Here is a 25,818-nt window from a genome sequence, read left to right on the forward strand (position 1 = left end):
CGCTCCCCCTCGTCCAAGTCTGTCACGAGTGGCTTCGACTCGTCGCTGCGCTCCTCGCTCAGCCAGCGTGGGGAAACCCGCCGCGCTCCTCGCTCGGCCAGCGTGGGAGAAGTTCGCAGCGCTCCTCGGTCCGCCAGCGTGATAGGACTTGGCGTCATCTGAGAGACTGGAGTGAAAGAGGGGGTGCTGGCAATGGAGTGGTTCAGCCAACATCTCTGGGCGACGTGGCTCGGGATCGCACTGCTGCTGGGCGCCGCGGAGTTGTTCACCGGTGATCTGATCCTGCTGATGCTGGCCTCCGGCGCGCTCGCCGGGGTGGCCACCGCCCTGGTCCTGCCCGGGGCGTTCGTGATCCAGATCGTCGTCGCGTTGATCGTCGCGGTCGCAACGATGTTCCTGCTCCGCCCCGCACTGCTCTCCCGGATGCGCAACAGCAAGGGCTACCGCAGCTCGGTCGAACAGGTCGTCGGCGCCGAGGGCGTGGTGACCCGCGAGGTGACCCGCCAGTCTGGTGAGGTCAAGATCAACGGTGAGACCTGGAGCGCCCGCGCGTACGCCCCGGACGTGGTGATCTCCCCCGGCGAGGAGGTCGACGTCTTCGAGGTCGACGGCGTCACCGCCCTGGTCCACCCCCGCAACCGCCCACTCACCACCTGACCTCCCCTACCCCATAACGAGAAAGGCCCGTCCATGGAGTTCATCTGGATCCCACTGCTCATCGTCTTCGTGGTGGCACTGCTGACCACCGCGATCAAGGTGATCCGGCAACAACAGGTCGGGCTGGTGGAGCGATTGGGCAAGTTCCACAAGACCCTCGAACCGGGGCTGCACTTCGTGGTACCGGTGATCGACCGCATCTCCTACAAGATGGACATGCGCGAGAACGTGGTCTCCTTCCCGCCGCAGGGTGTGATCACCGAGGACAACCTGATGGTCGGCATCGACTCGGTCATCTACTTCCAGATCGTCGATCCGGTCCGCGCGGCCTATGAGGCGCAGAACTACGAGTCGGCGATCGAGCAGCTCACCATGACCACGCTGCGCAACATCATCGGCGGCCTGGATCTGGAACGTACGCTGACCAGCCGCGAGGAGATCAACCAGCAGCTGCGGGTGGTGCTGGACGAGGCCACCGGCAAGTGGGGCATCAAGGTGAACCGCGTCGAGCTGCGCTCGATCGAGCCGCCGGCGACGATCCGCGATGCGATGGAGAAGGGCGCCCGCGCCGAGCGGGACAAGCGGGCGGCGATCCTGCTCGCCGAGGGTCAGCGACAGTCCCAGATCCTGGCCGCCGGCGGTGACCGGGAGTCGGCGATCCTGCGTGCCCAGGGTGAGCGCGAGGCCGCGGTGCTGCGTGCCCAGGCCGATCGGCAGTCCGCGATGCTGCGCGCCGAAGGTGAGGCGCAGGCGATCACCACCGTCTTCGGCGCCATCCACGCCGGGGAACCGGATCAGGCGCTGCTCTCCTACCAGTACATGCAGATGCTGCCGAACCTGGCCCGCGGCGACTCCAACAAGATGTGGATCGTGCCGAGCGAGCTGAACGATGCGCTCAAGGGCCTGGGCAACACCGTCAACCAGCTGAACGAGGGCATCCCCGCGCAGGTGTCGGACAAGAGCAAGTTCGCCGCACCGGAGAAGGTCGACGTGTTCGCCGAGATCGCCGATCAGAAGGAGGCCGATGAGGAGGCCTCCAAGCGCACCGTGAACGAGGCGATCGAGGAGGCCCAGGCGCTGGAGAATCCGGCCGCCGCCCGCCCGCGCCGCGGCTCGGGCAATGGCAACGGCAACGGCAACGGCCAGCAGCAGTCGGACCAGTCACAGCAGCCGGCGCTGGGCCAGGGGCCGCAGCAGCCCGGGTACGGTGCCGGCCAGGGGCCGTCGCAGGAATACCAGGGCCAGCCGCAGCAGTACCAGGGGCAGCCCCAGCAGCCCTACCAGGGCCAGGCCTACCCGCAGCAGCAGGGCTACCAGCAGCAGGGGCAGCAGCCGCCGAACGACCAGAACTGGCGCTGAGTGGCGTACGCCGTGACTGACTGATGGCGGGCTGGCAGGCCGCACTGGCGGTCGTGATGGGGCTCGGGGTGGCCGTCATCCTGCTCGGTGGCTTCTGGGATCGGGAACGCCGGTTGCGCGCCCAGCGGGCACGCAGCCTGCCGCCCGACCGGAACGTCCCCGGGCTGCCCGCCGACGCCGCACCGCCGCGCTATCTCGACCACGACCAGGCCCTGCGTACGCCCGAGGACGCCGAGTCGTTGGCGCTCGACCCGGTACGCCGGACGGCGCTGCGGGCCCGCGTCGCCGCGGCCACCCCGGTGCCCGCCGGACTGGCCAGCACCCGCTTCGTCACCGATCCCGATACCGGCTGGGCGGTGGCCGACGATGCGACCGTGCTGGTCTGCAGCGAGCCGGTGGAGTCGCTGCGCGAACTGCTGCCGACCCTCGAGCGGGTGCTCGCCGGCGGGACACCGCTGGTGATCGTGGCGCCCGGGATGCGGGCCGAGGTGCTCGAGACCCTGGAGGCCAATCAGGCGCAGCGATCGCTGCGGGTGGTCGTGGTGCGCGCCGACCACGATCCCCTCTACCGACTCGCCGAGCTGAGCGGCGCCACCGCGCTGGATCACTCCGACCTGCAGGCCGGGTACGCCCCGGCCTCCGCCTTCGGCGCGGTGTCGACCTGGGTGTCGGCCAGAAAAGAGAGCTGGGTGCTTGGAGCGCCGGTAGCGTGACGACCCTTGCACGATCGGTCCTGACCGCGCCGTTTCGGGCGATGACCTGGCGACGGACGCTCTACGGTCTCCTCGGGCTCCCGGTCGCGGCCGTAGGCTTCGCTCTCCTGATGACCGGTGTGATCGCCAGCATCCCGCTGATGATCGTGCTGCTGGGCACACTCGTCTTCCTGCTCTCCGCCGCGGTCGCCGGACGGGTCGCGGCCTTCGAGCGGGGACGGGCACGCTTCCTGCTGCGGGCCGATATCGGTGAGCCGCACGAGCACCCTCGGGTCGAGGGCCGTCTGCTGCGGAGATTCGGCGCCCGGGTGGGTTCGTGGCGCACGTGGCGGGAGATCCTGTTCGTGGTGTTCAACCTGCCGGTGTCGTTCGTCGTCTTCTTCCTGTGCGTCTACCCCTGGATCCAGGTGGCCTACAGCATCAGTTACCCGATCGTTTTCTGGGGCGCCGAGTTCGGACCGGATTCGTGGGGCGGACCGAGTTGGCTCGGTGTCATCGCGGTCCACTCGCTTCCCGGATACGTCCTGCTCTTCGCCACCCCATGGATCGTTTGGGGCGCGACCTGGCTGCAGGTCCGCTGGATCCAGCTCATGACCGGCTCGCCGCGCAACCGGTCACTCGGAGCCTCATCCGGCACTTGAGGCTTTTCTGCGGCTGTCGAATGACCGCCCGCCCGCGGCGCCGAAAGGCACCGCTCAGGCGTAGCCGAGCTGATGCAACTGCTCGTCGTTGATGCCGAAGTGGTGGGCGATCTCGTGCACCACGGTGATGTGCACCTCATCGACCACCTCGTCGCGGTCCGAGCACATCGCCAGGGTCGGATTCATGTAGATGAAGATCCGGTCGGGCAGCACCATCGTGTAGTCGGAATTCCTTTCCGTCAAAGGGATTCCGTCATAGAGACCGAGCAGTTTGGGGTCCCCCTCGGGGGGTTCCTCCTCGATGATCACGATGCAGTTGTCGATCAGCGCGACCAGCTCGTCGGGCACCTGGTCGAGGGCATCGGCCACCAGATCCTCGAACTCCCCGAACGACATCTCCACCGCCATGGCCCGAACCTATCCGACCCGACAAATCACATCATTGTAATTTTACACCCGCACACGGCGTGTCGAGTTGCCCTCGGGACGAAAGTTCCTCTGATCGATTGCTGAGGATTCTGAGTCGTGGATAAAGTCCTGCGCAGTCTGAGGTTGCTGTTGCGGACGGGTTCACAGTGAGCCGCTCGCCGGGCCGCCTGGGACGACCCGATCCTGGGGAAGGGACCGGGCCACTGACGCGACGGCTGGGGAAGGCCGTCGGGGAGGAACATCGTGAACGTCCTGCGCAATGTCAGGGCGGTGGTCGCCCTGGGCGGCGCTGCCGTTCTGCTCACCAGCGGCGGCCTGGTCGCCAGCGTCGCCGCCAGCCGATCGGCCCAGGCCGACCCCTTCACGGTGCGCGCCAACGGCGGGTTGAACGTCCGCTCCGGCCCCGGCCTGAACAGCCCGATCATCGGCGGCCTGCCCACCGGTGCGCGGATCGACTCCACCGGCCCGGCGAAGAACGGCTGGATGCCGATCAGCTACCGCGGCGGCACCGGCTGGGTCTCCGACCTCTATCTGAACGCCCAGGGCATCGGGCAGCAGCCAGCCGGCAACACCGTCGCCCAGGGCTCGGCGTACACCACCGCCGCGCTGAACGTGCGCACCGGCGCCGGTATCAGCTACCGCGTGGTGACCGTGCTCGCCAAGGGCACCCGGGTGGACAGCACCGGCGTGCAGAGCAACGGCTACACCCAGATCCGCCACCAGGGTCAGACCCGCTGGGTCTCCAGCCAGTACCTCTCCGGCAGCCCTGCGACCCCCGCACCCTCCCCCGGCCCCGGCCTGCCCCCGATCGTCGGCACGGCCACCGCGACCGCCGAACTGATGATCCGCACCACCTCCGGCGCGGTCTTCACCAACATCAAGGACGTGCCGCGCGGCACCGTGCTGCAGCTCACCGGCGTCACCGAGAACGGACGCACCCAGATCGTCTTCGAAGGCGCGGTGCGCTGGGTGAACAGCAGCTACCTCTCCGGCACCTCGACGGTCGGCAAACCGCCGACCAGCGGGTTGCCCGCCGTCGTCGGCCAGAAGTACGCCACCACCGCCCTGATCCTGCGCTCCGGGTCCGGCGATGTGTTCACCAGCTACGGGGACGCACCCGCCGGGGCCCGCCTGGACGTCACCGGGCGGGTCGAGAACGGCCGCGCCCAGATCGTCTACAACGGTGCGGCCCGCTGGGTCACCGCCAAGTATCTGAGCGACACCGCACCCGGTCCGGTCGGCGGTGGCGGTGGTTCCGCCAACGTGGTCGGCGCCGCCGGGCTGACCGCGAACTCGCGGCAGGTGCTGGCCGAACTGCAGGCGAAGTTCCCCGAGATCCGCTCCTACGGTGGGGTACGCCCGGACTCGATCCCCGATCACCCCTCGGGTCGGGCCATCGACGCGATGACCTACACCGATGCGGCACTCGGCCAGCGGGTCGCCGACTACATCCGCGCCAACGCCACCCGGCTGAACGTGGAGTATGTGATCCACAACCAGCGGATCTATTCGGTGGCCCGATCCTCGGAGGGCTGGCGCTACATGGCCGATCGCGGCTCGGTGACCGCCAACCACAAGGACCACGTGCACATCACGGTTCGCTGACGACCTCCGCGCGGCGGGCCCGCCAGGGGCGGTTGTTGAACATGGCGACGAGCAGCAGGATGCTGGTCGCGAACGGCATGAAACCGGCCGCGAGCTTGTGCCAGAAGTTGTAGGTGAACTCGATGTTGTTGTCCGACGGCAGCGCCAGATGGAACTGGAAGGCCTGCCAGAGGGCCAGGGCGAGCAGCAGGAATCCAATGGTGGCAGGCAATCGCGCCGTTGCGTTCGTATCCGGCAGCTCGACCCGCTGACCCAGGTCGGAGAACCACCACTGGCGGGCCGCGATCAGCGCACCGGGTAGCAGCCACAGGTAGTAGTAGTTCCAGGCCAGCGGGGAGATCAGGATGGTGGCCGCACCGCACAGGGTGAGCGCCAGCCATTCCTGGCCGACCCGGTGCCAGCGGACGGCGGCGAACAAGCCGATCAGGCCGATCACGATGCCCAGCAGGGTCAGCAGGATGCGGGTGCTGTCGGCGTACCCGACGAAACGCTGCATGGCACTGACGAAACCCTGGTAGTGCACCAGCGGGCCGGCGGCGTAACCACCGATCTTGCCGCCGAGCAGCAACCGGAAGAACTGGATCGTCTGACTGGGCAGGATCAGCGCAGTACCGAGGGTGACCGCGGCACCGGTGCCGATCGCGACCAGCGCGGCCCGATAGCGACGGGTGAGCAGCAGATAGATGATGAACAGCCCGGGGATGATCTTGATCGCGGTCATCAACCCGATCAGCACCCCCATCGGGATCAACCGTTCCCGGTCCAACCGCGGGAATCGCTTCACCGGCAGGATTCGCCGCAGCACGCCGGGCCCCGGCGCGAGATCGAGGAAGATCAGCGCCACCATCAGCCCGTGGATGTTGCCCATCTTGATGTCGGCGTCCAGGGTGCCGATCAGACAGAGCGCCGCGGCCACCAGCACCGGCGCGCGCCAACCGCGTACGCCGATCCGCCAGACGACCGCGGTGAAGGCGCACACGTTGAGCACCTGCATGACGAACATGCCGACGGTCCGCATGTCCAGACTCAGCCCGGTGGGCAGCGCCAGGACCGCGGCGAACGGCGGATAGAGGAATGGCCAGCCCTGGATGTTGTAGATGTCCCCGCCCTGCAACAGGGTGCGCGCGGCGACGGTGTAGACGTCGAAGTCGGGCATCAGCGGCCGCCACGGGATGAAGCTGGACTCCGGCCGGAAGAAGGATCCGGCGAGCCACATCGCGGCCAGCAGCGGGACCCACCAACCGATCCAGCGGGTCGCGAAGGCCTCGGTGGGGTCACCGGCCGCGCTGGCATCGACCGGCGGGCGCTCGCTCGACCGGCGCTCGGCGCGGAGGCGTACCAGCTCGAGGGTGAGCATCAGGACAGCGAAGGCGATCAGCAGCAGCGCGGAGCCGTTGGCCGTCCACTTCTCCAGGGCGCTGAGGGGCGGATCCTCGGCCTCATGGCCCTCCTGGATGACCCGCCAGGGCCGCATCCCGGCCCAGACCACCAGCGCGGCGCCCAGGATCCGGGCGATCGCCGGCAGTCCGCGGAGCAGCAGCGCGACCGCCAGCGGGGCCAGCCAGATGTATTCGTGCGGCCAGACCAGCCAGTTGACCGAAGTGACGGCCAGGCCGACCACCCCGACCGCGGTCCAGGCGTACCCCCGCCGAGCCAGCAGCAGACCGGCGGCGAGCAGCAGCAGCGCGGTCAGCCAGGCCACCCCGACCGCCAGCAGGGCCGGTGTCCCCCAGCGCATCAGGGAGCCGGTGATCGACTGGTTGTTCAGGTTGAGCACCACAGCAGGATCGGGAATCAGCCGCTCCGGTACCGCGATCCGGAACCAGCGGGCGGTCGCCCCCGGGGAGACCAGCAGCGCCACAAGCGAGCAGGCGGTGGCGACGCCGAGACCGACGAGTGCAGCGCGGCGCCGTCGGGCGGCGGCCAGCACGAGCAGGAAGGGTGCCAGATAGGGCGAGACCGCGATCGCCAGACCGGTGGCCACCCCACCCCAGCGGGAGCGGCCGGTCGGGGAGATCAGATCGATCCCGATCAGCCCGACCAGGATCAGCAGTGGCGTACCGAGGGAGAACGCGGTGCGAACCGGTTCGGTGTTCAACACGATCACCCCGGCCAGCCCGACCCGCCAGCCGAGCACCGGGATCCGGCGCAGCGCGAACGCCACCACGGCCACGTTGAGCAGCCCCCAGACGATCTCCAGCAGCGGCCACGGGAGCAGGCTCAGCGGACTGGCGGCCAGGGCCGCGAACGGGGTCAGCCGGAACGGGGTTCCCGGGTCGTACATCCGTTTGCCCGACAGCAACGGGCCCGAGGCGTCCAGCATGGTGTGCAGCTCGACCAGCTGCGGGCGCCAGGGCGTGAACGTGCCACCACGGCTGATCACCCAGCTGGCCGCGAAGGCCAGCAGCAGCAGCCCGAAGATGGACGCACCGCGGCGCTGCCAGGTCGGCCGGGGGCCGGTCGGCTGCACCTGGAGAGCCCAGTCCCGGGCAGGGCCCAGCCGGGTCAGCGCGCGCTGGCCCACCCGAGAGATCTCCTGCCGCTGCACCACCGAGCCATCATGGCACGGCCGATCCAGCCCGGCCGGGGATTCGATGGGTCAGCGATTCGGCCCTGACCGGCCGGTTCAGGGGTTCAGGCTGGTCCCGGTGGCGGCCTCGGCGACGGCCCACAGAGAGCTCGCCAGCGTGGGCCCCTCGGTGCTGCGATAGAGCTTGGTCGGCGCGGTCGAGCCGACCAGCCCGAACCGGCCACCCGGTCCGTAGTAGCCGCCGTTGACCGCGGCCGGGTCGGCGGCGGCGACCAGCAGCGGCTCGGTGCCGGTCTCCACCTCTTGGGCGGGCAGCACGTTGAGATCGGTCATCCGCTTGGTCAGGGTGCTGCGCCGGCTGCCGCCCAGGGCCGCACCGGCGGACTGCAGGTTGGTGCGGGTGTAGCCGGGGTGCGCCATCGTCGAGGTGAGCGGCCACCCGCGCTCGGTGGAGAGTTTCGCGAGCTGCAGGCCCATCAGCAGGTTGCCGAGCTTGGACTGGGCGTACGCCCGTTCGGGCCGGTAGCTGCGTTGCCAGTCGAGGTCGGCGAAGTTGATCGAACCCAGTTGGGCCATGCCGCTGGACATGGTCGTGACGCGGGGCCGCTCGGCCTGCAGCAGGGTGGGCAGCAGCCGGACGGTGAGCGCGAAGTGGCCGAGGAAGTTGCTGCCCCACTGGAGTTCGAAGCCGTCGGCGGTGGTGAGCCGTTCCGGCGGGGTCATCACACCGGCGTTGTTGATCAGGGTGTGCAGCGGCCGGCCGTCGGCGACCAGTTCATCGGCGAAGGCGCGGATGCTGGCCAGGCTGGACAGGTCGAGCAGCCTGATCTCGAGGTTGGCGCCGGGGACCTGCTGGAGGATTTCCGCGCGGGCGGCCTCGGCCCGCTCGGCGGAGCGGCAGGCCATCACGATCTCGGCGCCGGCGGCCGCGAGCCGTTTGGTGGCCTCCTTGCCGGTGCCGCTGTTGGCCCCGGTGATCACGATCCGACGTCCGCTCTGGGCGGGCACCATATACATGTTTCATTTGTAGCAGGGCCGCATGACGCCGGCTGAGCGAGCGCAGCGCAGCGTCCTACCCACGTCGGCTGAGCGAGGAGCGCAGCGACGAGTCGAAGCCACGCCGGCTGAGCGAGCGAGGTACGAGCGAGTCGAAGCCCGCCCGTCAGAATTTGCGGCTCGATTCACCAACCGACCCCATTCCACGGCGTGTCGCAGATCGAGCCGCAGATTCCGCAGCCGGGTTGCTCAACCCAACCGCGCCCGGATGTCGGGTTTGACGATCTTGCCGACCTTGGAGCGGGGCAGGTCATCCCAGACCTCGATCTGCTTCGGGGTCTTCACCGAGCCGATCCGGCTCTTCACGAATGCCTTGAGCTCCTCGGGATCGACCTGGTGTCCGGCGGCGGGTTGCACCACGGCCACCACCCGCTCGCCCCATTTCTCATCGGGCAGGCCGATCACCGCACAGTCCTGCACCGACTCGTGCGCGAAGAGCGCCTGTTCGACCTCGCTGGAATAGACGTTGAAGCCGCCGGTGATGATCATGTCCTTGGCGCGGTCGACGATGAACAGAAAACCGTCGTCATCGAGGTAGCCGATGTCACCGGTCCGGTGCCAACCGTCGATGCTCGCCTCCGCGGTGGCCTCGGGATTCTTGTAGTAGCCGCGCATCACCAGCGAGGAGCGGACCACGATCTCACCGCGCTCCCCCGTTCCCAGCAGGGAGCCGTCCTCGGCCAGAATGCCGACCTGCACCAGGGGGCTGGGTCGGCCAGCGGAGGCGAGTCGGTCCGTGGCGATCTCGCCGTCGGCACCGAAGTGATCGCGCGGTGCCATCGTCGAGATCATCATCGGTGCCTCGGTCTGGCCGAACAACTGCGCCATCGGCCCGATCCGGCGCAGCGCCTCCGCCAGCCTGGTCACCGAGATGGGCGCCGCGCCGTACCAGAAGCACTGCAGCGAGGACAGGTCGGTGGCATCCAACTCGTCGGCGGCGAGCACCATGTAGATCAGCGTCGGCGGGAGGAAGGTGTGGGTGACCCCGTGCGCGGCGATCAGCCGCAGGAACTCCGCCACGTCGGGACGACGCATGATGATGATTTCCCCACCCAGGCAGAGAATCGGGAAGCAGAGCACCCCGGCTGCATGGGTCAGCGGCGCCAGCGCGAGATAGACCGGCCGCCCTTCGAACGGATAGCTCATCAGGGTGATGGCGCTCATCGTCTCAAGGTTGTGCCCGGTGAGCATCACCCCCTTCGGCCGGCCGGTGGTGCCACCGGTACCGGCGATCAGGGCCAGGTCGTCCGCGGGGTCAGCCGGGTCGGATTGGACGACACCGCCGCGCCCGCGTACCTGAACGGGCGCGGCGATGTCTGCTTGCGGGGCCGGTCGGTCACCGGCGTCGAGGAACTCGGCCCAGCCGAGCGCACTCTCGACCTGGCCGTCGAGGCACACCCAGGTGTGCACGGCGGCCAGGTCGGGGCGGATCTGGGCCACCAGGTCGGCGTACGCGGCCTGGAAGATCAGCACCTCGCAATCGAAGAGCTCCAACAGGTCCCGGTTCTCGGCGGCCTCGTTGCGCGGGTTGATCGGGCACCAGACGCAACCGGCGCGGGAGATGCCGAAGACCCCGGAGAACGCGACCGGGTCGTTGCCGGACAGGATCGCGACCTTCGACCCGGGCCGCGCCCCTGCGGCGTACAGGGCATCGGCGATCCGCCACGACAACTCCTGCACCTCGGCGTACAACATCGACTCGCCGTCGGTGGTCAGGCAGGGCCGGTCGGGACCCAGTGATGCCCCCTTGTCCAGGTAGTCGACGAGCCGCATGGGTTCAGGCCTGCACCGTGAGCACCGGTTCGGCGACCAGCCCGAACGACCGCAGCGTGCCGAGCAGTTCGCGATGCCCGAACGCCTGGCAACCGGAGGCGAAGCCGGTGCGGTGGGGTGGTTGCTGGAGCAGGGAATACGCGGCGTACGCCTGCAGCAGTCCGGTCTGCTTGTAGTTGCTGTTGCCGTGGATCACGCAGTGAGCGCGGCCGAGCGGACCGGAGGCGTACACCGAGTCGAGGGATTTGTTCAGGCGTGGGTTTTCCCGCGGCGGCATTTCGTTCATCACCTGGGCGGCGGTCGCGGTGAGGGCCTCGTCGCGTTCCTCCTCGCTCATGTCCTTGGTGGCCTCCAGTGCCCCGGCGACGATCTGCGGTACGCCGTTCATCAGTGCGGCATTGAAGACTCCGCCCTGGGCCTTGCAGTTGGCGACTCGGGGGTCGTGTTTGAACCAGACCGGATGCGAGGTTCCGCCCCAGGGCAGGGAAAGCGCGAGCTCGTGCTGCCCGGGTACGACGAGTGGGACGAGTCCCTGATCGGGGTCGAACTCGACGTATTCGTTCTGCTGCAGGAAATGCGCCTTGGAGGTGGCGGCGTTGACGAGGATGGTCCGGGTGGAGGCGATGGTCGGCGATCCGCCCCAGAAGACGGCCACGTCGAGGGTGTCCAGGCCGGGCGTCTCCAGGCAGAGCTGGGCAGCGATCTCTCCGGTGGTGTACATCTGCGCGATGCCCGGTGAGAGCAACAGCCCGGCCGCGGCGAAGTCGGCACCGTATTTCTCGTCGCAGGTGATCAGCCAGTCCTGCTCACCGGTGGTGTCGGTGTAGTGCGCCCCGCTGGCCAGGCAGGCCTCCACGACCTCGGGACCGTGTTTGCTGAACGGGCCGACGGTGTTCAGCACGACCTTCGCCCCGTCGAAGAGGGAGGTCAGCGCGTCGACGGAGTGTTCGACGGTCTGGATCTCGTAGTCGGCGGTCTCGATGCCGGGGACGTGCGAGGCCATCGAGTCGGCCAGCTTCTCCTCGTTGCGACCGGCGGCCACGAACGGAACGTTGTATTCGCGCAGATATTCACACACCAGCCGACCGGTGTAACCGGAGGCACCGTAGACCACGACAGGCTTGTCACTCATCGTCACATCCCCATTCCGCCGTCGACCGGAATCCCTGCCCCGGTGATGAATCGCGCTGCATCGGAGGCCAGGAAGACCACCACATCGGCCATGTCCTCGACCGCGCCGAGCCGGCCCGCGGGGGTCTGGTCGACGACCGCGGCGACGGCCTGATCGGGTGACTCGAAGAGGCCGATGCTGGCGACGTCCTGGGCCAACCCGGCACCCATCGCGGTCGGCACGAGACCGGGATAGATGACGTTCACGCGTACGCCGTAACCGAGCTTTCCTGCCTCCATGGCGCTCACCCGGGTGAGCCGGTCCACCGCGGCCTTGGTGGCGGAGTAGATGGCGATACCGGGGAAGGCGATGGTGGCGGCGACCGAGGAGACGTTGATGATCGACCCACCGCCTCCGGCCGGGCCGTCGGGGCGCATCGCGCGCAGGCCGTGTTTGATGCCCAGCGCGGTGCCGAGGATGTTGACCTCGAGCTGCTTGCGGATCTCGTCGGCGCTGACCTCGGTGATCAGGTTGGTGATCTCGATGCCGGCGTTGTTGACCAGGATGTCCAGGCCGCCGAGCTGGTTGATGGTCTCCTCGATCGCCCGTTCCCAGCCGGCGTCGTCGGTGACGTCGAGCTGGACCGCGCCATGCCCCTCGCCCAGGTTGGCCGCGGTCTGGTCGACCTGGGGCTGCACGTCGGCGAGCACGACCCGGGCGCCGGCGGCAGCGAGGGCCTTGGCCATCCCTTCACCGAGCCCCTGGGCGCCGCCGGTGACGAGCGCCCGGCGCCCACTGAGGTCGTATCCGCTGCTGGTCTTCGTTGCCGTCGCTGTGTCTGCCATCGCGTGCTCCATTGCTCTGCCGGTGGGTGTGATGTGAGCCACACGCTGCCCGATGACTTGACAACTGTCAAGAGTTTTCTGGACAGTTGTCAAGGATTCGGGCAGGCGTACATTGGGGGAGGCCTGCCCGAACCCGACCCGGGCGCATCGACAGGAGGCTGATGACCGCGACCACGACGAGCAATGCCGCCCGCGCCGATCGGGGCGTCGACAAGAGCGAGCGGCGCCGGATCGAGTTGGCCGAGTCGGCCCTGGCCACGCTCGGCGAGCTGGGATATGCGCGGACCAGCCTGCGCGAGATCGCCCAGAACTCACCGTTCTCGCACGGGGTCGTGCACTACTACTTCGCCGACAAGACCGAGCTGATCGTCTACTGCGTGCGCCACTACAAGGCCCAGTGCGTGCACCGTTACGACGAGATCGTCGAGACCTCCCAGACCGACGGTGAACTGCGGGAGCGGTTCACGGCGAAGCTGGTGGAGAGCCTGCTCGGCGAGGCGGAGATGCACCGGCTCTGGTACGACCTGCGCTCCCAGAGCATGTTCACCCCCGAACTGCGCGACGCCGTCGAGGCGATCGACGACAGCCTGGCGACCATGGTCGGCCGGGTGCTGGACCGGATCTGCGAACTGGCGGGCACCGAGGCGCTGGTCGACCACCAGACCGCGTACGCCCTCCTCGACGGCATCTTCGAGCAGGCGTTGTTGGACCACCACTCCGACAAGCCCGGGGTCATCGAAACCCTCACCAACCGCGCCCGCACCACCCTGGACCTGCTGATCCCGCGCACGCCCGCTGGCTGAGCGAGCGAGGTATGCCCACGCTCATCGAGTAGGTCGCGCAGCGACCGCCCCTCACGCTCATCGAGTAGGTCGCGCAGCGACCGTGTCGAGATGAGCCCGTACGCCAACCACTCAGCTCGAAGCCATGCGCTGGGACATGCACTAGTCGAAATCTGACCACACCGAAACCCAGTCCCACTGGGTTTGATCATGGACTCCGCGGACTACTGCATGTCCTGGCGTTCGGACTCCGGGGTGGCAACTGACTGCGCGGAGCGGCGACCCTTCGACTCTTCGCTCAAGGATCGAGGCGTACTGGCATCCCCTACCGGATTCGAACCGGCGCTGCCGCCTTGAAAGGGTGGCCTGAGGGGTTCCTGGGAGGGTCCGCGCGGCGGAAACCCGCGCTGTGACTACGTGCTGGTTCGGGGTGGTACGGGGTGAATCCGGGCGGCGTGTGTCCCGCTCGTGTCCCGGGCGCACGTCTTGGTCGCGGGGGCGACCAGCACTGCCGCCTGCTTGGAAACTCGACAGGGCCGCACCTCGGCGGCGGGTGTGTCACGATCAGACCGTGCGTGAAGTGCCTATTCGTGTGCCAAGACTCGCTGCGCCAGTCACCCAGTTATGCACACCGATGCAGGAGACTCAGGCGAGACGCTACGGATTGCTGCCCTGAGAGTCGCGACGAGGTCGAGTAGGCGATTCCTCTATTCAAGCACCACCAGGGGCCAATAATCAGCTAGTATTGACGAGCCAATCTCCATCGTATCGAATCAAAAGCGAGTTGTCGGGGATCGGCGGCTGGCCCGTCGGCGACACAGATACATCAGGCAATCCGATTGTAAGCCAATCTCCACCTGCCGGAAGATATATATCCGGATCAGCCAAGAAACGCTCGAGGAACTCCTCTATGCTGGCCTGGGCGGGTTCGGTTAGATTTGTTGGAGACTCGGACGGCCAAAGCGACCTAGAAGCAGGGACATGCAGATAGTATCGCATCCGTTTTCCTGACCTGTGTACGGCCAGCACGGCAGTCGGCCCGGGTATTCGATTTTTCGGCCACAAAGTCGAGTCGATTTTACAGACTGCTTCATACACCTCCGGCCAGATAGAAAGCAGCTTTAGGCAATCGTCGGTCTGGAGCTGAAGATCCAGATCTGGACGAAAGCGCGAGATGCCTCGCAGTAGCGCTAGGTATGCCTGAATGCCAGCAAGCAGTGCAATCGGCACTAGCTCCAGAGCAGGGCCGGTTCTAAAAGTGTACCTAGGTTCGATCGGCCTGTGCTTTATAACGCCAAGACTGCCGCCTGCACTGCCGTGAGTCACCAAAGAGGCCAGTCTGTAATACTCGTATAAATCGGTCAGACCCGCGTTTCTCGCCCGCTCCCTTAGATTGTCGGAAGCCCATCCTCGCCTAAATCCGGAACCGTATTTCTTTTCGGCCGACGCGAATCGGCTTCTTGCTGCTTGAGTTCCCTTAGCCAGCCTGTGCTTGTAGGATCTGCGCCGTCTGCGTTCTAGCAGATTCAGGCCGGGTTTCAAGTCCGCGAGCAGGATGGCAGCGAGATCGAGGTGATCGTAATACCGGTCTGCTGCATGATCATCCGAAGCAATTGCGTGAAGGTTTATGGAAAGTTCCACTAGCGACCGCGCGCTGCGTATGGCTGATCGACCATTCCCCTGTTGCACTTCAGACAGAAGTGCAAAGAAGTCATTAACTGACTGATTCGTGACAATACGGCGAGCGATATGGGTGGCCGCGTGAGTAAGGATCTGGCCAACTAGAAGGGCCTGTGATTCGGCCACCTGCGAGATGGCCCGATCCAGATTCGGCGCTCGTTCGCCAATCATCGCGCGATAATCGTGATAGTCCATACTCGCCCCTAATCAGTCGATGTGTCAGTATACGGCGGTAGTCGAGCGAGGACCGGACCGCAGCGGAGCGAGGACCGGACCGCAGCGGCTGCGCGAGCGCAGCGAGCGCCTTGATTACTTAGAGGTGGATTCGTCAGTAGAGGCCAAGCCGTTGGCTAGGGCGACGATCTGAGGCCAGGGAAGCGGGTTGCGCCCCTGCCGTGGTTCGTGGAGCGGCCAGAGGTCGCGGCCTTCGATGAGGTGCAGGCCGGCGGATCGAAGTGCTTCTATGTGGCTGGTCCAGGCTGGCTGTCGGGCGTGGGCGGCGTTGATTCTGGGAAAGACGATGGTCGGCGCCAGCGTCATGGATTCGCAGATGAAGGTGAGCGCTTGGTTGTCTGCGATTCCCAGGGCGAGCTTGGCGGTGGAGTTCGCCGACCACGGCGCGGCCACGATCACATCTGGTTGCGGATGGGGGCGCGGATCGCTTGGCAGGCGGGATTTCCAGCGCACTGGGTAGCCCGTTGCCTGTTCCAACGCCGCAACCTCACCGGTTGATTCGAGCCAATGGCCTGCGGTCGGGGTGAGTGTGACGGCGGCGCTGTGACCCAACTCGATCAACGGCTTGATGAGCTGCTCGCGTAGTTCTTCGACTCCCCCGGCACCGGAGGCGACGACTGCGATGTGACTCATGCGATGGCGCGGCAGCTCATCGCGAGCCGGGTCAGCTTCGGATCGGCGGTGCCCTTGGCGCGACGGTGCAGGGCCTTGACCGTCTCCCGTGCACTGGCGCTGTGATGCACCACCTGGGGCGCCTTCTGCTCGGCGTCGAGCAACCGATCCAGCGCGTCATCGTCCTGGGCGGTGTAGCTGTGGGCTCGCGCCATGTCCAGATCGTGGGTGACGGCACGCTCAGCGGGGAGCCCCTCGGCGGCGACCCGGGGACCGTGTTCGAGGACGTAAGCCACATCGTCCAGGTCAAGGGCTGCCGAGAGTCGATGCAGCCGAACGTTGGTTGGTCCGAAGCTGGTGAACCAGTGGTTGGCGTCGTGACCGAGCTTGTCGGCGGCGGTCTCGGCCTGCGCGAGTAGGTCCTTGGTCAGGCTCCGGTCCTGATTGCGGGCGGCTGCGACTGCGGTACGCAGACGCAGCATGCCGGACAGGCTCAGCGCTTCGGGATCATCGGCCCCGGGCTGCGATTCGAGCCACGCGGCGGCGGTGTTACCGAGATTCAGCGCGTCGTCGTAGCGACCGACCGACAGCAGCGCATGCGTACCGGCCCGGGCGGCGGATGCCAGGGCAAGCGGATCACCGGATTGTTCGCCCGCGCTCATGGCTCGCTCGGCCGCGATCCATGCCAGATCGGCCTCACCGATCTTCGACAGAGTCGAGGCCGCCAGATGGTGCGCCCGCGCGGACACCCGCCACGCATCGGCAGCCTGCGGACCCTCGGCCTGCTCTTCGAGCGCCTGAGCGGTCGTGATGAGTCCCGGCAGCGCCTGGATCACCCTCCCGATTCGGCCCTGTTGGTAGTCGCGCCAGCTCGCCTCCGTGAGATGGACCGAATGGCGCAGGTCGACCGGTCGCGCAGTGACGCCACCGAACAGCGTGCGGCACAGCCGCCGATGGCTCATAAGGGCTTCCCTGATCGCTGGAACGTCGTCCTGGGATGGTTCCTCGTCCTCGACCAAGACAGGCTGCCCGAGCAGGTCACCGAGGTTCACGCGCAGCTCGCGGGCCAGCTCGGTGAGCACATCCAGCCGGCGGATATCGCGCTCGTTGCGTTCGATCTTGCTGAGCCAGTCCTCGGATCGTCCCACGAGATCGGCCAGCACGCGCTGGGTCAGGCCACGGCGGCGTCGGTAGAACGCGATCCGCTCACCGACGCTGTAGGCGTCACCGGCTCCTCTCATGCCGACCAGCCTAAACCGGCACCCCGGGCATGGACACCCGGACGGTTTGTCCGGGTGCTCGGTCGCGCACAGGCATTCACTAGGCGTACGGCATCGAACACCCCACAGAAGGAGAGCCGACATGACCATCACGACCATGCCCACCCGCCAACAGACAGCATCGCGTCACAACCAGGGTTCGAGCGAATCTCAGAGGATGTTGCGGGAGCGGCAGCCAGCAACGGGTAGATATCAGGCTCCGGTTGTGGAGCGGTGGACTCCTGAGCTGGTGACTGCGTTCATGCGTGCGTCTCGGCTGACGAAGGAGGAAGTCGCCAAGCGGGCGGAGGTGCACCCGAAGACGGTGGAACGGTGGCAGCTTATGGCCGCTCGCAAGCCGTTCCCTCGGCATCAGCGGGTGCTGGATGCACTCCTGTCGGAGGCCTCGGAGGCGGTGCAGGTGCGGTTCTGCCAGTTCGCGGGCCTGCGGCCGGTGCGTCAGGTCGAAGCGCCGGGGTCGGAGTGGGAGGACTGCCGTGCGGAGTTGGCCCGGTTGAGCGAGGTGCTGGACCGGTTGACCGAGAATTTGGAGGCGATCCACCCGGAGACCGGGCGGTGAGCGTTCCGCTGCCGCTGCTGCAACTCGGGCCGGAGGTGGCCCGGGATCTGGCAGCCGCGCATCGGGTCTGTGTCCGCCCGATCATTCGGCGGGTGCTGGATCGCGACACTGGCGAATCTCAACGGATACCGGTGCCGTGCGGTGCGACCCGGGAAACCGTCTGCCCGCCGTGTGCGCAGAAAGCTCGGGCGTTACGAATGCAGCAGTGCGCCGAGGGCTGGCACCGCGCCCACGAACCCGACATTACGACAGCCGAAAGCAGCGAGGATTCTCCACCAGCACAGGAAACCCGCGACGATGAGGACGGGTTCGAACAGGCTGGTGGTGGTCGGCGGGTTCGTTCGACCAGGCGGCGAACCGATGCAGCTTCGCTGCCGAAACGCCCGGCTGAGGATCGGACGGTGGGCCGGGTGTTCACCACCCCGGACGGGCGGGCCTATCGGCCCTCGATGTTCCTCACCCTCACTCTCGGCTCCTACGGCCGGGTGCGTGGCGGGCTTCCGGTGGATCCGGGTGGGTATGACTATCGGCGGGCGGCGTTGGATGCGTTGCATTTTCCGAAGTTGGTGGATCGGTTCTGGCAGAACCTGCGTCGGTGTGCGGGGTTCAAAGTCCAGTACTTCGCCAGCATCGAACCCCAATCCCGGTTGGCTCCGCACCTGCACGCCGCGGTCCGGGGTGCGGTGCCTCGGCGGGTGCTGCGGCAGGTGATCGGGGCCACCTACGTTCAGGTGTGGTGGCCGCCGTGTGACACGGTGGTCTATCCCGATGATCGGTTGCCGGTGTGGGACGGCACCGACTATGTGGACCCGGCCACCGGTGCGGTGTTGCCGAGCTGGGCGGACGCGCTCGATGCCACCCTGGCCGATGAGGCTGCGGAGCCGGTGCATGTGATGCGGTTCGGCACGCAGGCCGATATGCGCGGGATCATCGCCCCCTCCGATGAGGCGGATCGGGCGGTGCGCTATCTGACCAAGTACCTGACCAAAGCGATCTCCGACCCTCTCGACCGCGACCCCGACCACGACGACGACGGCGATCAGGGTGACCCGGGGCGGGAGGCGCACATCGCCCGGCTGGTGGCCGAGCTGAGGTACCTGCCCTGTTCGCCGCGCTGTGCGAACTGGCTGCGCTACGGCGTGCAACCCCAGCATGCGCGCGCCGATCAGTTCCCGGGCCGTTGCCGGGGTAAGGCCCACGATCGGGAACACCTTGGGTTGGGCGGGCGTCGGGTGCTGGTCTCGCGGCAGTGGTCGGGCAAGACCCTGGGCGACCACAAAGCCGACCGTGCCACCGTGGTCCGCGAAGCGTTGTTGGCGGCCGGGGTGGTCGCGCCGGAGACCGAGCGGCTGGCCGCGACCGTGTTGTCCGGTGATGGGTTGCCGCGGTTCGTGTGGATCAGCGAGCACCCCGACCCGACCGAGTACGTGGCGGTGATCTTTGCCTCCATCGCGGAGAAGATCCGTTGGCGGACCCAGTACGAACTAGCCAAACAAGCCGGGAATGTTTCGGCAACTGCCGCGCAGCCACCGTGACCGGTAACCGGGGCGGCCAGGATTCGGCCTCGCCGGGATAGCTGCCGATCCCTGGGATTCGGATCGCCTGTCCAGGGTGAGCGAAGCGAATCACGAAGTGACACGAAGTGCCCTTGACTGGCGGGCCGAAGCCCAGTCACCTCCACAATCCCGGCGAGGACGAACCCCCAAAGGAGCGCAGATCATGGCCAAGTCGTTGGATCGTTTGCTGTCAGTGCAGGAGGTTGCCGAGCTGCTTGGCGTACCGGTGCGGACCATCTATGAGTGGCGGTATCGGGGCGAGGGGCCGCGCGGGTATCGGATCGGTCGGCATGTGCGATACCGCCTGTCGGCGGTCGATGAGTGGTTGGAGGCTCATGCCGATCCGATCCGGAAAGCAGCCTGAGCTGTGGCCTCGATCGAACGGCGCAAGGTGCCGCGCCGGGAGGTGTCTGGTCGGGTGCGGCAGGTTGCGCGCTACAAGGTGCGCTATCGCGATGCGGGCGGGCGCGAGCATTCGGAGACCTTCGGCCGGCTGATCGACGCCGAGCGGCGCAAGGCGCACCTCGAAACCTCGCTGTCCGATGGGACCTGGCACGATCCGCGACGCGGTGAGGTGCGGTTCGCGGAGTGGGCGGCTCAGTGGGTGCCGACGCGGCATGACCTGCGGCCGACCACCCGGGCGCGGTTGGAGACGACCATGAAACGTCAGGTGCTGCCCCGGTTCGGGAATCTGCCGCTGATGCGGATCACCAACGGCGAGGTGCGGTCTTGGGTGGCCGATCTGTTGGCGGGCGGGTTGTCGGCTGCCACGGTTCGTAAGGCGGTGTTCGCGTTGCGCCAGTGTCTGGATGCGGCGGTGGAGGATCGGCGGATTGCGGTGAATCCGGCGGCGCGGGTTCCGCTGCCGAGTGAGCGGGCCAGGCCGTCGCGGTATCTGACTCAGCGGGAGGTCGAGCGGCTGGTTGCGGTGATGCCGCAGCGGTATCGGGCGTTGGTGCTGGTGGGGGCGTACGCGGGGTTGCGTTGGGGTGAGGCGGTCGGGCTCCGACGCTCCGGCATCGATGTGTTGCGCTCGCGGATCACGGTGTCAGCGACGGCGGTCGAGGTGCACGGTCGGGTGTTGCTTGACCAGGAGCCGAAGACCCGGCGTTCGCGGCGGGTGGTGCCGATCGCGCGGTCGGTGATGGCGCGGGTGGACCTGCACCTGGATGCCTTCGTGCCGCCGGAGCCTGATGCGCTGGTCTTCACCACCGAGGCGGGTGGTCCGTTGTTCCGTGGCACGTTCGGGAACCGGGTCTGGCGGCCGAGTGTGCAGGCGGCCGAGTTGGCGGGGCTGACCTTCCACGGGCTGCGGCACAGCTTCGTGGCGATCCTGGTCGCGGCCGGGTGCAACGTGCGAGAGGTGTCGGAGTGGGCTGGTCACAACAGCGTCGCGTTCACCCTGACCCGCTACGGCGGCCTGTTCCAGGACGGCTCGGATGCGGCGGTGGACCGGCTCGATGCGCTGCTGGGCGGTGAGTAGCTGTGTCCCTGGTAGCTGTGTCCCTGGTGTGTCCCCGAGCGGGTGGCCGCGTTTCGCGACGCTCCCCTGTCGAGTGCATCGCCCCTAGTCAACGGGCTGTTTCCAGTGGCATCCCCTACCGGATTCGAACCGGCGCTGCCGCCTTGAAAGGGCGGTGTCCTAGGCCGCTAGACGAAGGGGACCTGTCCGAGGCTGGGCCGCGGACCGAACCAGCATAGGGCAGCGAGCCCGAAGCGGCCAACGCGATACCTCCGGCATGATGTCTCCATGTCCGAGCGCGAGACCCTGACCTACGACGGCTTCGGTGTGGCGGTACGCGAAGTCGCGACCGAGGTGCACCAGAGCGGCTTCCACCCCGACGTGGTGCTCTCCATCGCCCGCGGCGGCCTGCCGTTCGGCGGCTGCCTGGGGTACGCGCTGGATGTGAAGAACGCGTTCGTGGTGAACGTCGAGTTCTACACCGGGATCGATACCCGGCTGGAGATGCCGGTGATGCTGCCGCCGACGCCACAGGCCGTCGACCTTGCGGGGATGAAGGTATTGATCGCCGACGACGTGGCCGACACCGGGCGTACCCTCCAGCTCGTCCGGGACTTCTTCGCCGAGCAGGTCGCCGAGGCCCGTACCGCGGTGATCTATGAGAAGCCGCAGTCGGTGATCAGCTGCGACTACGTCTGGAAGCGGACCGACCGCTGGATCAACTTCCCGTGGTCCACGCTGCCGCCGGTGACCCAGGAGGGCGAGAAGCCGTAGGGGCGCGGGGGTTGGCTTCGACTCGCTCGTTCCTCGCTCGCTCAACCAACGTGGGGACTGGCTTCGACTCGCTCGTACCTCGCTCGCTCAACCAGCGTGGGGGCGGGTTCGTCTCGACACGGCCGCAAGCGGCCTACTCGACGAACGTGAGGGTGAGTGGGTTCGTCTCGACACGGCCGCAAGCGGCCTACTCGACGACCGGTTTGAGGTCGTCGGCGATCGAGAGGTACATCCGCTTGGGCAGTTCGGCCTTGCAGGTCAGGAAATTCTTGTCGGTGATCTCGTGGTGGCCGGTGGCCTCCACCAGGCCGACCCCGTCGATCTCCAGCAGCACGGTCCAGCGCTCGTCCTCGTCGACCTGCTCGGTCAGCGGGTGCACCTGGTCCCAGGCCAGCGGGCCCAGCCGGTCGTACGCGGCCACCACGGCGGCCTGCACCGGCGAGCTCTGCCCGCACGGCCCGCGCAGATGGCTGGCGTCCACCCGGCCCTCGAGCTGGGCGCGGACCACCGGTTCGACATCGTCGGGATCCATCCCGCCGTAACAGGCCCCCTCGGGCAGCAGGATCAGGTTCCCGGCGAACCGGTCACCCCCGGTGTGCGTGCACTCCCAGGTCGCCTCCGGCCACAGCTCCGCCGCCCGGGCCGCGACCGGGCGGCCGCGGGTGGCGCAGCAGACGTCCTTGCGGCCGTGGGTGCAGACCAGCAGCAGCCGCGGCTCCCCCGCCGCCGTCGGCTCGTCGGCGATCCGGCACACGTCGGGGTGCGCGCCGGCGAACAGCTCGGCGGCCCGGATCAGCTCCGCGTCGTCATCGGCCCAACCCCAGCGCACCGGTTCGGCGGCCGCCTGGTCGACCACGCACCAGCGCCGGCGATCGCCGATGGTGTCGGTCTCCCGACCCGGCCGGCGGATCAGCATCACCCGGGCGTTCGCATGGTTCAGGATCGCCATCAGGGTCTCCTTGACCGCCGGCTCGACCTTGAGGCCGGCCCAGGCGGTCGCACCCCAGCCGGTCGGTTGTTCGATCAGGAACCAGCGGTTCTGCGGTGGGGCGGTACCGATCCGCTGGTCGTGCCGGTCGCGGGCCGCGGTCGAGCAGCGGAATCCGGGCGGCCGTTGATCCGCCTCGATGGCCGTCATGGCGCCTCCGCCCCGCGCTCGAGAATCCCTTCCCTGATGAGCATACGCAGCCCGTCGCGGCTCACCCCGGTGGCCTCCCGCAGCTCCGCGACACCCGCCGGCGACTTCGCCAGGCGGCGTACCGCGGCGACCTGCGCATCATCGACGGTGCAGCGACCGGCGCGGGTGCGCAGCGACGAACCGTCCGCGGCTTCCTCGATCCGCAGCAGCAGACCGGTACGCAACCGCAGCGTGTCCGCATCGGTGAGCGCCTCGGCATCCGCCAGGGCCTGGAACGGGGGCACCGCTGCCGGTCGCTGGGCATTGCGGGCGTCCGCCAGCAGGGCCGCTGCGATCCGCTCATCGGGCAGATCGGCCAGCAACCGCTGGAACTCCTGCCGCACGGCGTCCAGGTCGGCGGCCAGCGCAGCCGGGTCGTCCACCTCGATCCCGAGCGGCAGCGAGACCCGCGCCTCGGTCAGCTCGCGCAGCGCCCGCAGCGCCTCGTCGGCCAACGCGTCGGCGAGATGGTGCCGGGTCCAGGTGTGTACGCCGAGGGTCAGGTGCCCGGAGATGCCACCGGTCGCCCGCGCGGAGTGCAGGTAGCCGCGCGGCAGATAGAGGCAGTCCCCCGGCCGCAGAGTCAACCGCAGCAGGGGTTCCTCGGCGGCCCGTTGCTGGACCGCGGTGCGATGTTCGGCCCACGGCTGGTCGCGCAGCGGATGCTCGACCACCGGGGCGTGCACGATCCACTCCTTGCTGCCGTGCACCTGCAGCACGAACACGTCGTGCACGTCGTAGTGCGCGCCGAAGCCCTGGTTCTGCGGCGGGGTGAGATAGCAGTTGGCCTGGATCGGGTGGCCGAGCTCGGCGGACAGACCGTCCACCAACCGGGCGACCGGCGGCCAGGTGCGGTGCAGTGCCTGCAGCACCACGGTGGCGCCATCGGCGAAGCGGCGGCGCACCTTGTCCTCGTCGATCTGGTCGGAGATTCCGGCACCGACACCGCCACCGGTCGTGAAATCCTTGTCCGGAAGGGTTTTCCCGTCCTTGGCGAGTCTCAGGAACGGGGTCCGCAGACCGCGGCCGGCGAGCAACTCGTCGGCCGCGGCCAGCGAAAAGAGATCGCTGAGGTCGTCACCGGCAGCGCGTTCATCGCTGGTGACCAGCAGGGGCGCACGGCCCCAGACCTCCTCGGCGAAACCCGCCGACGCCGATCCGAGCAGTCGGTCCAGCGCCGGTCGTTCAGCAGGCACGGACCGGATCAGCTCCGGCCCACACCGCCGCCGGCGCCGCCATCAGCGCCACCGTCGGCCCCGCCGTCCGCGCCACCATCGGCACCACCGTCGGCGCCACCGTCCGCACCGCCATCGGCACCGCCGTCCGCGCCACCATCGGCGCCACCATCGGCACCGCCGTCCGCGCCACCATCGGCACCACCGTCAGCACCGCCATCGGCACGACCGAGCCCGGTGACCTGGTCGTCGTCCTTGTTCTCCTCGTTCGCGAAGTCCGTCATCTCAACATCTCCTCGAATCCTGGGTGACTGCGGCGGAACCGCCGCAGGATCAGTCTGTTGCCCGATCCGTTACCCGGCAAGGGGTTCAGCGATTCTCGAGCAACTGCTTCTTCTGCACCTTGCCCATCGCATTGCGGGGCAGGGATTCGACGAACACGATCTCGCGCGGACGCTTGTGCACCGACAGCTCCCCGGCGACCGCCTGGATCAGCTCCTCGGCGCTCACCTCACCGTCCTCGGCGACCACGTGGGCGACGATCCGCTGCCCGAGATCGTCATCGGGTACGCCGATGACGGCGACCTCGCGGACCATCGGGTGCGCCAGCAGGGCGGTCTCCACCTCCCCGGCACCGACCCGGTAACCGCCGCTCTTGATCAGATCCACCGAGGCCCGGCCGACGATCCGGTGGAAGCCGTCGGCGTCGATCGCGGCCAGATCCCCGGTGGCGAACCACCCGTCGGCGGTGAAGGACTCCTCGGTCGCCTGCTCGCGGCCCAGATAGCCGCTGAACAGCGTGTCACCGGTGATCTGCAGGTTGCCGATCGATTCGCCGTCGTGCGGGACCTCGTTGCCGTCGTCATCGCGGAGTCGGCTGCGTACCCCCGCGATCGGCACGCCGACCCATCCGGGTCGCTTCTCGCCGTCGGCGCGGGCGCTGATGGTGATCAGCGTCTCGCTCATCCCATACCGCTCCACCGGCTCGATCCCGGTGAGCTCCTGCAGCTTCTCGAACACCGGCACCGGCAGCGGCGCGGAACCGGACACCAGCAACCGCGCGTGGGCCAGTCGGCGGGCCGACTCGGGATCGCGGGTGACCCGGGTCCAGACCGTGGGCACCCCGAAATACATCGTGCCGGCCGCTGCGGCGTACGACTCCGGCTTGGGACGCCCGGTGTGCACCAACCCGGAACCGACCCGCACCGGCCCCAACATGCCGAGCACCAGCCCGTGCACGTGGAACAGCGGCAGCCCGTGCACCAACACGTCCTGATCGCTCCACTGCCAGGCCTCCGCCAGCCCGTCCAGGCCGGCGGCCAGCGCGGCCCGGGACAGCAGCACCCCCTTCGGCGAACCCGTCGTCCCCGAGGTGTAGAGGATCAGCGCGACCGCACTGCCCGCCGGTTCGTCGAAGTCGGCATCGGAGCGGGCGTCGGGATCGACCGCGATCACCGGCAGCTCGCCCGCATCCTCTGGCGCCTCCCCCAGCCAGGCCTCCGCCTGCGAATCGCCCAGCAGGTATGCCAGTTCCGCCGGGCCGGAGTCCACCGGCACGGGCACCACCGACACGCCGGCGAGCAGGCCACCGACCACGGCGAGCGCGGTGCGCAGGGTGGGTCGGGCGAAGACCGCCACCCGCTCCCGCCCGGCGACCGATTCGGCGACCGCGGCCGCGGCCCGGCGGAACTCGGTGCGGCTCAGCGAACCGTCGGCGAAGGTCAGCGGGTGGTGCCCCCGATCGGCGATCAGGGCGTCCAGCAGACGAGCAGTCATGCAGTGATGTCTACCTCACCGGGTCCGCCGCC

Annotated in this window: 23 protein-coding genes, 1 tRNA gene and 1 pseudogene; 11 read left to right on the plus strand and 14 right to left on the minus strand. The window is 68.0% G+C overall.

The features are described from left to right. Positions 1-192: 192 nt before the first annotated feature. From BI335_RS18740 to BI335_RS18755, 4 genes and pseudogenes are all read left to right on the plus strand, one after another. Complete coding sequence (locus BI335_RS18740; RefSeq protein ID WP_094403988.1) at positions 193-657, plus strand: NfeD family protein; 465 nt, start codon at positions 193-195, stop codon at positions 655-657. Between the two features lie 33 nt (positions 658-690). Next, positions 691-1,824: pseudogene (locus BI335_RS18745) on the plus strand (SPFH domain-containing protein); the annotation flags it as partial. Between the two features lie 215 nt (positions 1,825-2,039). Further along, the gene (locus BI335_RS18750) at positions 2,040-2,729 is read left to right on the plus strand and encodes a hypothetical protein (protein ID WP_094404643.1); all 690 of its coding nucleotides are present in this window, start codon (positions 2,040-2,042) and stop codon (positions 2,727-2,729) included. Between the two features lie 41 nt (positions 2,730-2,770). Continuing rightward, positions 2,771-3,370, plus strand: coding sequence for a sensor domain-containing protein (locus tag BI335_RS18755; protein WP_094404641.1), 600 nt, complete (start codon positions 2,771-2,773; stop codon positions 3,368-3,370). A 54-nt stretch (positions 3,371-3,424) separates the two neighbouring features. On the opposite strand, the gene BI335_RS18760 is transcribed toward BI335_RS18755, so the two are convergent. Further along, a complete protein-coding gene (locus BI335_RS18760; protein WP_094404639.1) occupies positions 3,425-3,778 on the minus strand; it encodes a metallopeptidase family protein in 354 nt (117 codons plus the stop codon). 264 nt (positions 3,779-4,042) lie between these two features. On the opposite strand from BI335_RS18760, the gene BI335_RS18765 reads away from it, so the two are divergent. Beyond that, positions 4,043-5,404 carry an SH3 domain-containing protein gene (locus tag BI335_RS18765; protein WP_094404637.1) on the plus strand — a complete coding sequence of 454 codons (1,362 nt, stop codon included), beginning with the start codon at positions 4,043-4,045 and terminating at the stop codon, positions 5,402-5,404. On the opposite strand, the gene BI335_RS18770 is transcribed toward BI335_RS18765, so the two are convergent. From BI335_RS18770 to BI335_RS18790, 5 genes are all read right to left on the minus strand, one after another. Beyond that, positions 5,391-7,955, minus strand: a complete 2,565-nt coding sequence (locus tag BI335_RS18770; protein WP_094404635.1) for a glycosyltransferase family 87 protein — start codon at positions 7,953-7,955, stop codon at positions 5,391-5,393. The two genes, BI335_RS18765 and BI335_RS18770, sit on opposite strands and share 14 nt — an antisense overlap. Positions 7,956-8,030: 75 nt before the next feature. Then, a complete protein-coding gene (locus BI335_RS18775) occupies positions 8,031-8,951 on the minus strand; it encodes an SDR family oxidoreductase (RefSeq protein ID WP_094404633.1) in 921 nt (306 codons plus the stop codon). 228 nt (positions 8,952-9,179) lie between these two features. Further along, positions 9,180-10,763, minus strand: a complete 1,584-nt coding sequence (locus BI335_RS18780) for an AMP-binding protein (protein ID WP_094404631.1) — start codon at positions 10,761-10,763, stop codon at positions 9,180-9,182. Positions 10,764-10,767: 4 nt separating this feature from the next. Further along, on the minus strand, positions 10,768-11,895 hold the full coding sequence (locus BI335_RS18785) for a DUF5938 domain-containing protein (RefSeq protein WP_094404629.1): 1,128 nt from the start codon (positions 11,893-11,895) through the stop codon (positions 10,768-10,770). Positions 11,896-11,897: 2 nt separating this feature from the next. Then, positions 11,898-12,719, minus strand: coding sequence for an SDR family NAD(P)-dependent oxidoreductase (locus BI335_RS18790; RefSeq protein ID WP_094404627.1), 822 nt, complete (start codon positions 12,717-12,719; stop codon positions 11,898-11,900). A 161-nt stretch (positions 12,720-12,880) separates the two neighbouring features. On the opposite strand from BI335_RS18790, the gene BI335_RS18795 reads away from it, so the two are divergent. Continuing rightward, positions 12,881-13,522: a TetR/AcrR family transcriptional regulator gene (locus tag BI335_RS18795; protein WP_094432768.1), complete on the plus strand. Its 642-nt coding sequence runs from the start codon at positions 12,881-12,883 to the stop codon at positions 13,520-13,522. 714 nt (positions 13,523-14,236) lie between these two features. On the opposite strand, the gene BI335_RS21215 is transcribed toward BI335_RS18795, so the two are convergent. The 3 genes from BI335_RS21215 to BI335_RS18805 form a co-directional block, all read right to left on the minus strand. After that, entirely contained in the window at positions 14,237-15,376 is a 1,140-nt protein-coding gene (locus tag BI335_RS21215) for a DUF5677 domain-containing protein (protein ID WP_144009145.1), read from the minus strand. 114 nt (positions 15,377-15,490) lie between these two features. Continuing rightward, positions 15,491-16,048, minus strand: coding sequence for a flavoprotein (locus tag BI335_RS18800; RefSeq protein WP_094432771.1), 558 nt, complete (start codon positions 16,046-16,048; stop codon positions 15,491-15,493). Further along, positions 16,045-17,268: a helix-turn-helix domain-containing protein gene (locus BI335_RS18805; RefSeq protein WP_094432773.1), complete on the minus strand. Its 1,224-nt coding sequence runs from the start codon at positions 17,266-17,268 to the stop codon at positions 16,045-16,047. Before BI335_RS18805 ends, BI335_RS18800 begins: the two co-directional genes overlap by 4 nt. A gap of 121 nt (positions 17,269-17,389) precedes the next feature. Between BI335_RS18805 and BI335_RS18810 the strand changes: the two genes are divergently transcribed. From BI335_RS18810 to BI335_RS18825, 4 genes are all read left to right on the plus strand, one after another. After that, positions 17,390-17,866 (plus strand): hypothetical protein, encoded by a 477-nt coding sequence (locus BI335_RS18810; RefSeq protein WP_094432776.1) that lies wholly within the window; start codon positions 17,390-17,392, stop codon positions 17,864-17,866. 35 nt (positions 17,867-17,901) lie between these two features. Then, positions 17,902-19,401 (plus strand): replication initiator, encoded by a 1,500-nt coding sequence (locus BI335_RS18815; RefSeq protein WP_324252841.1) that lies wholly within the window; start codon positions 17,902-17,904, stop codon positions 19,399-19,401. A 184-nt stretch (positions 19,402-19,585) separates the two neighbouring features. Further along, positions 19,586-19,786 carry a helix-turn-helix transcriptional regulator gene (locus BI335_RS18820; RefSeq protein ID WP_094432778.1) on the plus strand — a complete coding sequence of 67 codons (201 nt, stop codon included), beginning with the start codon at positions 19,586-19,588 and terminating at the stop codon, positions 19,784-19,786. Between the two features lie 54 nt (positions 19,787-19,840). Continuing rightward, entirely contained in the window at positions 19,841-20,905 is a 1,065-nt protein-coding gene (locus tag BI335_RS18825) for a tyrosine-type recombinase/integrase (RefSeq protein WP_172421958.1), read from the plus strand. Positions 20,906-21,011: 106 nt separating this feature from the next. Here BI335_RS18825 and BI335_RS18830 read toward each other — a convergent pair. Beyond that, positions 21,012-21,087, minus strand: a tRNA-Glu gene (locus BI335_RS18830). 85 nt (positions 21,088-21,172) lie between these two features. Here BI335_RS18830 and BI335_RS18835 point away from each other — a divergent pair. Then, positions 21,173-21,658: a phosphoribosyltransferase gene (locus BI335_RS18835; protein WP_094432782.1), complete on the plus strand. Its 486-nt coding sequence runs from the start codon at positions 21,173-21,175 to the stop codon at positions 21,656-21,658. Positions 21,659-21,845: 187 nt separating this feature from the next. Here BI335_RS18835 and BI335_RS18840 read toward each other — a convergent pair whose 3' ends face one another. The 4 genes from BI335_RS18840 to BI335_RS18855 all read right to left on the minus strand — a co-directional run bounded on the left by BI335_RS18840 (position 21,846) and on the right by BI335_RS18855 (position 25,786). Then, a complete protein-coding gene (locus tag BI335_RS18840) occupies positions 21,846-22,796 on the minus strand; it encodes a sucrase ferredoxin (protein WP_094404623.1) in 951 nt (316 codons plus the stop codon). Beyond that, positions 22,793-24,031: a cupin domain-containing protein gene (locus BI335_RS18845; protein WP_094404622.1), complete on the minus strand. Its 1,239-nt coding sequence runs from the start codon at positions 24,029-24,031 to the stop codon at positions 22,793-22,795. Before BI335_RS18845 ends, BI335_RS18840 begins: the two co-directional genes overlap by 4 nt. A gap of 8 nt (positions 24,032-24,039) precedes the next feature. Continuing rightward, positions 24,040-24,294: a BatC protein gene (locus tag BI335_RS18850; RefSeq protein WP_094359348.1), complete on the minus strand. Its 255-nt coding sequence runs from the start codon at positions 24,292-24,294 to the stop codon at positions 24,040-24,042. Positions 24,295-24,379: 85 nt separating this feature from the next. Next, positions 24,380-25,786: an acyl-CoA synthetase gene (locus tag BI335_RS18855; protein WP_094404619.1), complete on the minus strand. Its 1,407-nt coding sequence runs from the start codon at positions 25,784-25,786 to the stop codon at positions 24,380-24,382. Positions 25,787-25,818: the final 32 nt, after the last annotated feature.

Origin of the sequence: Enemella evansiae (assembly GCF_002250705.1) — a bacterium.
GTDB classification, from domain to species: domain Bacteria; phylum Actinomycetota; class Actinomycetes; order Propionibacteriales; family Propionibacteriaceae; genus Enemella; species Enemella evansiae.